The following is a 12,382-nucleotide window of genomic DNA, read 5'->3' as shown; positions in this document are numbered from 1 at the left end:
ATGTAACAGAATCAGAGAAAGCTACACTCTATAAATTTTGTAGAGCTTTTCTCTTTCCATCATTATGTGAAGGTTTTGGACTTCCTCCTATTGAAGCAATGAAGTTTGGCAAACCTGTGTTTCTTTCAAAGTTAACTTCTCTGCCTGAAATTGGTGGAAATGAAGCTTTTTATTGGGAAGATCTATTTCCACAAAAGATGGCAGAAGTATTAAAAGATAAATTAGCATTATATGATGCCTCCAGCGATTATTCAGAAAGACTAATAAAAAGTGCCTCTCGTTTTGATTGGGACAATTGTGTTGACCAATATATTAAATATTATCTGGATATATTAGATATAGAAGAATGATTATTCTTCTATATCATTCAAATCATATTGTTTAAAATAGTCAAAATCACGCAACGTATTAATGCGGGCACGTCCACGTGCACGCTTAGCCAAGAATTCCTCGTATGATTTTACAGCATAATGATTTATGCGAATAATATCCTGTTGCGGCGTACGGTCACGAAAGCCTTTTTTCAATGGTACGCCGTGTGAATCTGCCGCCTGACCTGATATTCGTGCAGCCTCATGACATCCTACCATAGTACACACCCGCCTAGGATCTACAATACTTTTTACATGTGTATTAAGGCGATGATCTGGAAGGGAATGTTTCCTGAATCTATCCATAATATCACCAGGTACCTGTTTTTTGGCGCCACTACTTCCATATACCAACCAATTTATCTCTACGGATGAGAACTTCTCCATCCGACGTAGAAAATCCTGAATATTTTTATCCTTGATTGGAACAATAAATTCATCCAAATCAATAACAGCAATCCAACGTGCCTCGGTACGATGTTTTTCAAAACAATTATCGTATGCTGCCAATTGCTGCTTCTGACCAGGCCAGTAATTATATTCAACCAAACCGGATTCAATATAAGGAGAGATAACTTCTTTGGTATAGTCATTACTCTCATTATCGTATATATAGAATTTCTCTACCCCTTGTTTCCTATGCCACTCAATCCACTCTCTAAAATAAGGTCCTTCATTTTTAGCTATAGCACATACCGCAAGATAATACTTTGGAACAGTCTTATCACGTTTCATTCGATATTTCAGCTTTATAGCATTCAAGAGTCCATATCGAAGGATTCCACGCCACCTGTTACGTGTCATTTTATGAGGAATAACTCCTGCTATTATTTCAGCAAATACTTTATTCATCGGGATAAGAATTGAGATTAGAATATTTACAGTTCAAAACTTGATTTTTCAGGAAGGATTGATTCAAAAGCATTCTTTATATTCTCCATAACCTGTTCATAATTACGAATATGTACATTATCATTCAGGCATATTAATTTATATGATTGGTTATAAATAGCTTTTATAGCCTGTTTTGGCCTTACCATAAGAGGAAACATTTTTGTGTCATTATATGTATTATATGGCTCAAAATTACCCCGACATATCTGCCATGTTCTAAACAGTTCAGGTGTATAGTCATTTAATGCACGAAACTTATTGACGGAAGTTTCTGTAAGTTCCTTTTCCGCCACAGCCCAAACTTCCTCAAAAGTACTCTTCAGATACGGTTGTGCATTATGAGGGGTACGTAAAGTAATAAACTTACCATAAGGCTTAAGTATATAATTCCAACGTGCACGTGAGCCGTAACCAGGATGGAACCACTTGTCATGATTGTGTTCCATAACTTCCTTCTTATCAAAACAACGGTTTATTATCTTCAAATTATTCTTTATTCTCCGATACCATTGAGACCATGAAGGATTATATTGGAAAACTGCAATATCACATGGCAAACCATTACGGAAAAAACGTTCTTTTCCCGTAGGACTTATAATATAGAAATCATCATTGAAATAGACAAAATGTTCAGCCAAATCAGGTATTCGATGAATATATCGCTCTATGACTACTGAGTTATATGTAGGAAGAAACTGTTCCGGAATATAGTCTTTATGATTGACAAGGTTAATTTTAGGATTATTCCCGTCAAGCCATTCAGGTTTTTGTCCGCTAGTAACGAAATGTATTTTGCGCACCCATGGAGTAAACTTCTCAACTCCTCTAAACCAGTATTTCAAGAACCCATAGTCCCGGAATCTTGCTTTGGACACTCCGTTCTTGGTATTCTCCTTTTTGCCGGAGTATTTGGCAAATTCGGCCTGCCATTTTGGGTCATCCATATCAACCCATGTGACTACAAAATCTATATCCATAATTTTATTACTCTTTTCTCTTGATTTTACTTTACATTATTTCAACACAATTATATTGCATGTTTAAAACGATTGTGCGTCCACAAATAGAGTTCAGGAGCAGTCTTAATCATATTTTCTAACAGACTAAAGTAAATAGATGTAAGCTCAAAATCAGGCAATGATTTTGGATTATCATGCATTTTTACAAACTCTACCTCATAAAACCCTCTTTTTACACGCTTCATTCTAATAAAGAAAGCTTCGAAGCCATAATGTTTTGTAATTTTTTCGGTTCCGGTAAGTACTGGAACATTATGATTCAAGAATGGAATGAAATAACGCGAATCTTTCTTCCTCGGTGACTGATCTGCAATGAAACCTATAATAGAAACCTTATTTTGGCTAGCCAGCTCATTTATATATCTCGCCGTTTTATACATTTCGATACTAACAGCCCCCATACGTCCACGATTATTGAGAATAAGCCTGTTCATATCATCATTATGAAGTTTATGATATATCTGAGCAGCCACCACGCCTTCTTTCAAATGTAAAGGCATAGACGACACCCATTCCCAATTCCCGTAATGGCCCAAATATAAAGATATTGATTTCCCCTCACTTAAGATTGAATTTACAACATCCACATTTGTAAACTTTATCCGACGACTTATTCCTTTGGGAGAGATTGTCGCCATTTTAAAGCTTTCAAATATATTATCTGTAAAGAACCTATAAAATTTCTTTTCTATATAGATAATCTCCTGCTCACTTTTTTCAGGGAAAGATTCCGTCAGGTTTTTACGTACGATAGCACGTCTGTACCGGACTAGATAATATATCAGATAAAAAATACAGTCCGATAAAAAATACAGCACACTGAAAGGCAAAACAGCCAACAGCTTCATGAAAAAAGAGAGCAGGTGATATGTCATATTTATATTACTTTATTGCGTTAATTGCTTTTTCTATACGTTTGATAGTCTCTTCCTTGCCAAGAAGCTCGGTAATATCAAACATATGAGGTCCTTTACACTCACCAACCACAGCAAGACGGAAAGCATTCATAACATTACCCATATGATATTCCTTTTCTGTTATCCAGCCAATAACAATATCTTCCGATGGTTTTGAGCTGAAGTCTTCAATACCACGAAGAACTTCTATCAGTTCCGTCATGATGCGTGGAGTGTCTTCTTTCCAACGTTTCTTAATATCTTTTTCAGCATATGTATCAGGAGCCACGAAGAAGAAACGAGACTGTTCCCACAATTCCTTCACGAAGTTTACACGACTCTTAACCAATGAAACTACAGAAGTAAGATAAGCATCGCTATAAGCTGATGCATCTACTCCGTGTGCCGATAATACTGGCTTGAAGAGCTCTGCTATTTCTGCATCATCTTTCTTCAGGATATATTCATGGTTAAACCAGCGAGCTTTTTCGTAATCGAACTTAGCTCCTGCCTTGCTGCAACGGTGCAGGTCGAACAATTTAACCAGCTCGTCCAAGGACATGATTTCCTGATCATTACCCGGATTCCAGCCTAACAGGGCCAAGAAATTGATAACAGCTTCAGGAAGATAACCAGATTCACGGTAACCGGAAGAAACTTCACCTGTTTTAGGATCGTGCCATTCCAATGGGAATACAGGGAAACCAAGACGGTCGCCGTCACGCTTACTCAACTTACCGTTTCCGTCCGGTTTAAGGAGCAAAGGCAAATGAGCAAATTCAGGCATAGTGTCTGCCCATCCGAATGCTCTGTAAAGAAGTACGTGAAGCGGAGCGGAAGGCAACCATTCCTCACCGCGGATTACGTGAGTCACTTCCATCAGATGGTCGTCTACTATATTTGCCAGATGATATGTAGGAAGTTCGTCTGCCGACTTGTACAACACCTTATCGTCAAGGATAGATGAATTGATAACTACGTCACCACGGATAATATCGTTTACGTGTACATCTTCGTTTGGTTCAATCTTAAAACGTACCACATACTGTTTACCTTCTGCGATAAGAGCATCCACTTCTTCCTTACTCATCGACAATGAGTTACGCATTGAAAGACGTGTAGAGGCATCATACTGGAAATTAGGGATTTCCTTTCTCTTGGCATCAAGTTCCTCAGGAGTATCGAAAGCTATATATGCTTTACCATTATCAAGCAGAACCTGAACGTATTTTTTATATATATCACGACGTTCCGACTGGCGGTACGGTCCGTAGTTTCCACCAAAGCTTACACCTTCATCGAAGTTGATACCCAACCATTTGAATGATTCGATAATATACTCTTCCGCACCGGGGACGAAACGGTTTGAGTCAGTATCCTCTATACGGAAAATAAGATCTCCACCATGCTGACGAGCAAAGAGATAATTGTACAAAGCAGTACGTACACCGCCGATATGCAACGCACCTGTAGGGCTAGGTGCAAAACGAACTCTTACTTTTCTTTCTGACATATTGATTTTCAAATAAAAATGTTATGCAAAAGTAATCTAATTTTCCCGTTTTTTGCTTATTTTGCACTCAAAATATAATTTGATTATGAAAACTTTCCAGAAAAACAATACATTTTCATACAAACAACTGCTATACAAATGTGCCATTTTTATAGTCACCGTAATTATCATTGTTTATTTTATGCCTAAAGAGGGTAAGTTCAACTATCAGTTTGAACTTAACAAGCCGTGGAAATACGGACTTCTTCAAGCTTCTTTTGACTTTCCCATATACAAAGGAGAAGAGCAGGTAAAGGCAGAACAAGACAGTCTCCTGAGATATTATACTCCTTATTTCCAGTTTAATAATGATGTTCAATCAGACATGATTGGAAAACTAAAAAAAGACTATAATGACAAAACACTGATAATAAAGGATTACGCCAATTATCGTAGATATATCGAAAAGACTCTGGAAAAAATATACGAAACGGGTATTATATCACCCATTGACCTTGAGCAGTTAAAGAATGAGGGAATAACTACGATTCAGGCTATTTCGCAAAACACTGCTGTTCAAAAAAATATAAACGAACTATATACGATAAAGGAAGCCTACGAAAAGCTTATTAACTCTGACACAATACACTTTAACAAAGTATTGCTTCAGCAATGCAATCTGAATGACTACCTTACTCCAAATCTGTCATATGATTCGGAGAAATCAATGACGGCCAAACAGGAACTTCTTTCTAACATATCCTGGGCTACAGGTTTTGTCATGAACGGTCAGAAGATTATAGACCGTGGGGAAATTATAGACCAGAAGAAATTTGACATACTTAAATCTATGCAGAAAGAATGGAACAACAGGAGTGAAACTGTATCAGAAAAACGCCTGACTCTTTTCGGACAAATCCTGTATGTTTCAATCATGATTGCATTATTCATGGTCTACTTGGAAATATTCCGTCAAGATTTCTATAAAGTTAAAGGCAAACTATATCTTCTTTTCAGTATCATAACAGTATTTCCGGTCATAGCATTCCTAATGGTAGAGCATGCTTTTCTAAGCGTTTATATAGTACCATTCGCCATGATTCCGATGCTGATAAAAATATTTCTTGACTCGCGCACTGCTTTCATGGCACACATCATTACAATTCTTATCACTTCAATAGCACTGAGAACTCCTCATGAGTTTATATTGTTGCAGGCTGTTGCAGGTATGGCTGCCATATACAGTTTGAGAGAGCTATCACAACGCTCACAGTTGTTGTATAGCGCATTTATAGTTACAGTAACATATTCCTTGTTGTATCTTGCACTTGACCTGGTACACGTGAGCGAAATAGCACAACTCAGCACGTATGTATATATGAATTTCATTATAAACGGACTTCTTCTGCTATTCACATACCCACTACTGTTTATACTTGAGAAGATTTTCGGATTTACATCAAATGTAACATTAGTGGAGCTATCTAACATAAATACAAAACTGATGCGCGAAATGTCAGAGATTGCACCTGGAACATTCCAGCATTCTCTTCAGCTTGCCAATCTTACCGCTGCCGCGGCAAACAGGATTGGAGCAAACAGTCAGTTGGTACGTACCGGTGCCATGTATCATGACATTGGGAAAATGATGAACCCTGCTTTCTTTACAGAAAACCAGTCGGGTGTGAATCCTCACGACCAGCTAAACTACAAACAGAGTGCCCAGATAGTGATAAGCCACATAACAGACGGACTGAAACTTGCCGACAAGCATAATCTTCCGTCGGTAATAAAAGATTTCATAAGAACTCATCACGGGAATGGACTGACAAAATACTTTTATATTTCATACCAGAATGAACATCCCGATGAAGAAGTGGACAAAACGGCATTCCAATATCCAGGACCTAATCCTGCAACCAAGGAACAGGCCATACTTATGATGGCTGACTCGGTAGAGGCTGCATCACGCAGTCTGTCAGAATATACTGAAGAAAGCATTTCTGCCCTGGTTGAAAAAATAATAGACTCACAAGTACAAGAAGGATACTTCAAAGAATGCCCTATTACCTTCAAGGATATTGCAACTGTGAAAAGTGTATTCAAGGAAAAACTGAAAACTATGTATCATACACGTATCAGTTATCCGGAACTGAAAAAGTAATCACAAACACAACAACCTTACCAAGATTGGCAAGTTAATGCTTGGCAGAGAGCTTAATATGCTTTTAGGGACGAGTCACTTCAATATACCTTCTTCCTGCAATATCGAAGCAAATGTACAACAAGCATGGAAAATCAGAATGGATATATAGCCTACTCGGACAAATTCATTCACTGAGACTTATTCAAGACCGTTTCATTCAGTTATTTGTCTATAAATTCCATTTATAACAATAAACAAAAATCCCGACCTTATTGGCCGGGATTTTTGTTTATATATCAACCTATGTATTAAGCTTTCTTTTCACCTTTCGGCAACTTGTTACCCATAGTAAGATAAGCTACAGGAGAAGCCACGAACAATGAAGACAATGTACCGATTACAACACCAAGGATCATTGCAAACGCGAAGCTGCGGATGCTGTCACCACCAAGAATCAGGATACTCAACAATACGATAAGTGTACTGAGTGAAGTATTGATTGTACGGCTAAGTGTTGTATTCAGTGAGTCATTGAACAACTGCATACGGTTACGCTGTGGATAGAGTCCGAAGAACTCACGCACACGGTCGAAGATAACCACCTTATCGTTGATAGAGTAACCGATAGCTGTCAGAATTGCTCCGATGAATGTCTGGTCAATTTCAAGTGAGAATGGCAGAATTCCGTGGAACAATGAATAAGCACCGATAATCAGCAATGTATCTATTGCCAAAGCAACAGTAGCACCGATACTGAATGCGATATTGTTGAATCGGATGAGGATATACAGACCGATTGCTATAATAGCCAAAGCTACAGACCAAATAGCAGAAGTCTTGATATCGTCAGCCACACTAGGACCTACCTTCTGAGAACTGATGATAGAACCTCCGGCACGGTTATCGCGGTCGATGAATATTTCAAGAGTTGTACCTTCACCAAGCAAGTTACCTTCTTTCAAAGATTCATAAAGGAATGCTTCGATTTCTGCGTCGATAGTTGGAGAATCTTCTTCGATACGGTAGTTGGTAGTCACACGGATAGTCTTACCGTCAGTACCTAGGGCAATAGCCTGTACGTTTGCATCACCAACTTTTGGCTGCAGAAGATTACGAACTGTTTCAGGCTGAACAACCTGTTCGAACTGAACCACGAAGTTACGTCCACCTGTAAAGTCGATACTCTGTGCAAGACCACGAACAAAGAATGATACGATACAAACTGCAATTGCGATACCCCAGATAGTGAATGATCTCTTAGTAATACCCATGAAGTTGTAATGAACATTCTGCATCAGGTTCTTAGAGATACCTGTTGTGAATGTAAGGTTCAACCACTTGTCTTTATTCATATAGTGTTCGTAAACAACACGAGTCAGGAACACTGCAGTGAAGAACGAGCAGAGGATACCGATAATCAATGTAGTGGCGAAACCACGGATAGGACCGGTACCGAAGTTGAACAGGATGATACCTGTGATGATAGAAGTCAAGTTAGAGTCGAAGATAGCCGAGAACGCATTTGAGTAACCTTCAGACAATGCCTGACGAGTACCCTTACCAGCGCGAAGCTCTTCTTTAGTACGTTCATAGATAAGCACGTTAGCATCCACAGCCATACCAAGTGACAATACCATACCGGCGATACCAGACATAGTAAGTGCAGCGTGGAATGAAGTCAAGATACCAAGTGTGAAGAAGAAGTTTACAAACAATGCAAGGTTGGCAATCATACCTGGGATGAAACCGTACATTACACACATGTAAACCATAAGAACAATCAAGGCTACGATAAATGACATAATACCCTGGTTGATAGATTCCTGACCAAGAGAAGGACCTACAATGTCTTCCTGTACGATACGTGCAGGTGCCGGCATCTTACCAGACTTCAACACGTTGGCCAAGTCTTTTGTAACTTCTGGAGTAAAGTTACCTGTAATCTGTGAGTTACCGCCAGTGATTTCACCGTTTACACGTGGAGCACTGTAAACGTATCCGTCAAGTACGATAGCTATTTCACGACCAATATTCTGTTTTGTAAGAACAGCCCAGCGGCGAGAGCCTTCAGTGTTCATTGACATGCTTACACATGGCTTGTTGAACTGGTCAAACTCATCGCGTGCATTTACGATAACGTCACCTTCAAGTGGAGCACGTCCGTTACGCTGAGTAGACTTGATGGCATAAAGTTCGAAGATACGGCCTGTCTTGTCCATATCCGAAGCTTTAACACCCCACATAAGTTTCAAGTCACGAGGAAGGATATCCTTCACTTCCTTCATGTTCAATACCTTATTAATCTGGATAGTGTCGTTATAATCAGCATAACCTACGATACAGCCCACACCGCTCTGGTTCAACTGAAGAACAGACAACAAAGGATGTTCCTTTTTCAACTGTTCCATATCAACCTTAGCTTCGGCTGTTTCACCCTTCAAAGCAGCAGTAAGGCTGTCTTTAGCAGAAATAGCAGGTGCAGCTGTTTCAGCCTTAACCTCTACAGAATCAGCAGCTTCAGCTACAGAAAGGATATCGCGTGCACGGCTGTCGGCAGATGCCAATACCGGAACGATGTCTTTTGCTTCGTATGTTTCCCAAAACTCAAGATTTGCAGAACCTTGAAGAAGTTTTCTCACACGTTCAGGTTCCTTGATACCAGGAAGTTCAACCATGATACGTCCCATCTTTCCTTCAAGATTCTGAATGTTTGGCTGAACTACACCGAAACGGTCAATACGAGTACGCAATACGTTGTATGAGTTTTCAACAGCAGCCTTAACTTCTTCGCGAAGAACAGCTTCTACTTCTGCATCAGTGCTACGTGTATTAACCTTATCTTTCAATTGCTGAGTTGCGAAGATTTCAGCCAATTTGCCTTCAGGAGCCTGTTTCTTGTACTCTCTTACGAACAATGTGATAAAGTCTTCCTGACTTGTTATCTGCTGTTTTGCAGCTTCAGCCACAGCAGCGTTGAAAGCCTCATCTGTCTTGTTGTCGGCAAGTGTTTTTACTACGTCAGGAACAGACACTTCAAGAATGACGTTCATACCACCTTTCAGGTCAAGACCTAAACCAATCTCCATCTCACGGCAGTCTTTAAGCGAATAAACTCCCAACCAAACCTTTTCATTCTGCATAGAATCAAGGTAATGTGCAGCACCCTTCGGATCCTGTTCTGCGAGTTTCATGTGATGACGAGTCACGAACGAGAACGAAAGATAAAAAGCACATGCAAGAGTCAATAATAACGCAAAGACTTTTACAAATCCTTTGTTTTGCATGATAGTTTAATTTATTTTATTTTACTTTTTAATTAGATACGTTTTTTCAAGGTTGCAAATATAGCTTTTTTTTCTGTTTATAGCTGAAAGAATGCTGATATTTTGCTAAATATGAACAAAAAAGGTCGCAAAAACGTTATTTTGCGACCTTTTTATAATATGTTATTAAACTGATTTTACTTTAATCCTCTGTTTTTCAGCATAGGTTCAATGCTTGGCTCCTGTCCGCGGAAAGCCACGTAAAGTTTCATAGGATCGTCCGAGCCACCCTTTTCAAGAATATTCTTGCGGAAGGCTGTTGCTGTAGTCTGGTCGAACAAACCTTTTTCTTCGAATGCATTGAAAGCATCGGCATCGAGCCTTTCTGCCCACAGATAAGCATAATATCCTGCTGCATATCCGCCTATGATGTGGTTAAAATAAGTTGCACGATAGCGTGGAGCAATCTGAGAAATCAGCCCAAGCTTATCCATAACCTGCTTTTCGTATGCTATAACGTCAAGTCCTTCTGTAGAAGTAAGCAGATGGAATTCCATATCAAGGATAGCAGCAGCAAGAAGTTCTGTAGTCATGAAACCACTGTTGAACAGAGCCTGGTTTTCTATCTTGGCAATAAGTTCGTCAGAGATAGTTTCTCTTGTCTGATAGTGCTTGGCATAAACTTTCATTACTTCAGGAGCGACAGTCCAGTGTTCCATAATCTGAGACGGAAGTTCCACGAAGTCGCGTGCTACGGATGTACCCGAAACACCGTAATACTTACACTGCGAAAGCATTCCGTGAAGAGCATGTCCGAATTCGTGGAACATAGTACGAGCCTCATCAATAGAAAGCAATGAAGGAACATCACCCACAGGTTTTGTGAAGCTGCCTACATTATATATTATAGGACGCACTCCCTCTTTCTGTTCGCGGAAATTGCTCATCCATGCACCGCTTCTCTTGCTTGCGCGTGGCATATAGTCTGAATAGAACACACCGAGGAATGAACCGTCGGCATCATTTACAATATAAGTTTCTACGTCCTTATTATATACAGAGATAGAGTCAACCTTTGTAAGAGTGATTCCATACAGTTTGTTTACGACATAGAAGAGTCCGTTTCTTACATCGTCCTGGCTGAAGTATGGCTTGATTTCATCCTCATTCAGGTTATATTTTTCCTGACGAAGCTTTTCTGCATAATACCACCAGTCCCATGCCTCAAGTTTCTCTCCTTTACCTTCCTTATCCATAATCTTCTGCAGTTCGGCAGCCTCAATCTTGGCATTCTTTATAGAATATTTCCAAAGCTCGTTCAGGAAGTTCATCACATTTTCAGGAGTCTTCGCCATATTGTTCTGAAGGACGTACTGTGCATAGTTGTCGAATCCCATCAGTTTAGCCTTTTCAAGACGGAAAGTAAGTATCTGCTTCAATACCTCCTTGTTGTCGTTGGCATCGCCGTTGTTACCCATGTTTGTATATGCCAGATACATTTTCTTTCTCAGCTCGCGGTTCTGGGCATACTGAAGGAATGGGGTTCTGCTTGAAGCCTGAAGAGTGAAAAGCCACTTTCCGTCCATTCCGTTAGCCTTAGCCTCAGTTGCAGCACCGGCTATTACCGATTCAGGAAGACCGGCAAGGTCGGCTTCATTGTCGATAACCAACTGGAAAGCATTATTTTCGGCCAACACATGATTGCCGAACTCTATTGCAAGAGTAGACAGCTTTCTGTTTATCTCACGAAGTTTTTCCTGGCTTTCCGCATCAAGTGATGCTCCGGACGATACGAATCTCTTATAGTACTTGTCCAGCAGATAGTGCTGCTCGGTAGTAAGCTGGATTTCTCCATTAGCCTCCTGTTCGTGAACATCAGCCACACGCTGATACAAATCTATGTTAAGATAGATATTATCATTATGAGCCGACAATAGCGGAGCCATCTTCTCTTCCAGAGCCATAAGTCCGTCGTTGGTATCAGCCTCTGTAAGAGCATAGAACACACCTGCCACTCTTGACAAAATCTCGCCACTGTTATCCAGTGCTACAATAGTGTTCTCGAATGTAGGTTTTGCAGGATTTTCAACGATTGCCTTAATTTCGGCATTCTGCTGTTCGATACCTTTCAGGAAAGCCGGTTCATAATGTTCCAACTTGATGTTGTTAAAGTCCGGAGTTCCATATGGTGTCTGGAACTCTGTCATAAACGGATTTACTGTATCCGCCTGTTTCTGGCCGCATGCACATACCATGCCGCCTAAAGCCAAAGCCATCATTACTTGTTTCATATGTTTGTGA

The 12,382-nt window shown here is 39.8% G+C and carries 8 protein-coding genes; 2 read left to right on the top strand and 6 right to left on the bottom strand.

Translation table 11 applies throughout. The features are described from left to right. A partial coding sequence (locus tag I6E11_RS06090; protein WP_235337045.1) for a glycosyltransferase occupies window positions 1-350 on the top strand: 350 nt, incomplete at its 5' end. Here the strand turns inward: I6E11_RS06090 and I6E11_RS06085 are convergent. The 4 genes from I6E11_RS06085 to gltX are packed head-to-tail and all read right to left on the bottom strand — an operon-like array spanning window position 351 to window position 4,693. Further along, on the bottom strand, window positions 351-1,223 hold the full coding sequence (locus I6E11_RS06085; RefSeq protein WP_235337044.1) for a glycosyltransferase family 92 protein: 873 nt from the start codon (window positions 1,221-1,223) through the stop codon (window positions 351-353). It abuts the gene before it with no gap. 26 nt (window positions 1,224-1,249) lie between these two features. Continuing rightward, complete coding sequence (locus I6E11_RS06080; RefSeq protein WP_235337041.1) at window positions 1,250-2,242, bottom strand: stealth family protein; 993 nt, start codon at window positions 2,240-2,242, stop codon at window positions 1,250-1,252. 50 nt (window positions 2,243-2,292) lie between these two features. After that, window positions 2,293-3,159, bottom strand: a complete 867-nt coding sequence (locus I6E11_RS06075) for a lysophospholipid acyltransferase family protein (protein ID WP_235337040.1) — start codon at window positions 3,157-3,159, stop codon at window positions 2,293-2,295. Window positions 3,160-3,166: 7 nt separating this feature from the next. Further along, on the bottom strand, window positions 3,167-4,693 hold the full coding sequence (gene gltX, locus I6E11_RS06070; protein ID WP_235337039.1) for a glutamate--tRNA ligase: 1,527 nt from the start codon (window positions 4,691-4,693) through the stop codon (window positions 3,167-3,169). Between the two features lie 85 nt (window positions 4,694-4,778). Here gltX and I6E11_RS06065 point away from each other — a divergent pair, with 85 nt between their 5' ends. Next, window positions 4,779-6,836: an HD family phosphohydrolase gene (locus tag I6E11_RS06065; RefSeq protein WP_235337038.1), complete on the top strand. Its 2,058-nt coding sequence runs from the start codon at window positions 4,779-4,781 to the stop codon at window positions 6,834-6,836. Window positions 6,837-7,126: 290 nt separating this feature from the next. Here the strand turns inward: I6E11_RS06065 and secDF are convergent, their stop codons facing one another. Both secDF and I6E11_RS06055 read right to left on the bottom strand, forming a co-directional pair. After that, window positions 7,127-10,102, bottom strand: coding sequence for a protein translocase subunit SecDF (secDF, locus tag I6E11_RS06060; protein WP_235337036.1), 2,976 nt, complete (start codon window positions 10,100-10,102; stop codon window positions 7,127-7,129). A 176-nt stretch (window positions 10,103-10,278) separates the two neighbouring features. Next, entirely contained in the window at window positions 10,279-12,372 is a 2,094-nt protein-coding gene (locus I6E11_RS06055) for a M3 family metallopeptidase (protein WP_235337033.1), read from the bottom strand. Window positions 12,373-12,382 lie beyond the last annotated feature (10 nt).

Source organism: Bacteroides caecigallinarum (assembly GCF_021531075.1).
Lineage (GTDB): Bacteria > Bacteroidota > Bacteroidia > Bacteroidales > Bacteroidaceae > Phocaeicola > Phocaeicola caecigallinarum_B.
The sequence above is the reverse complement of the archived record's forward strand: the minus strand, read 5'-3'. Positions and strand labels throughout refer to the sequence as shown.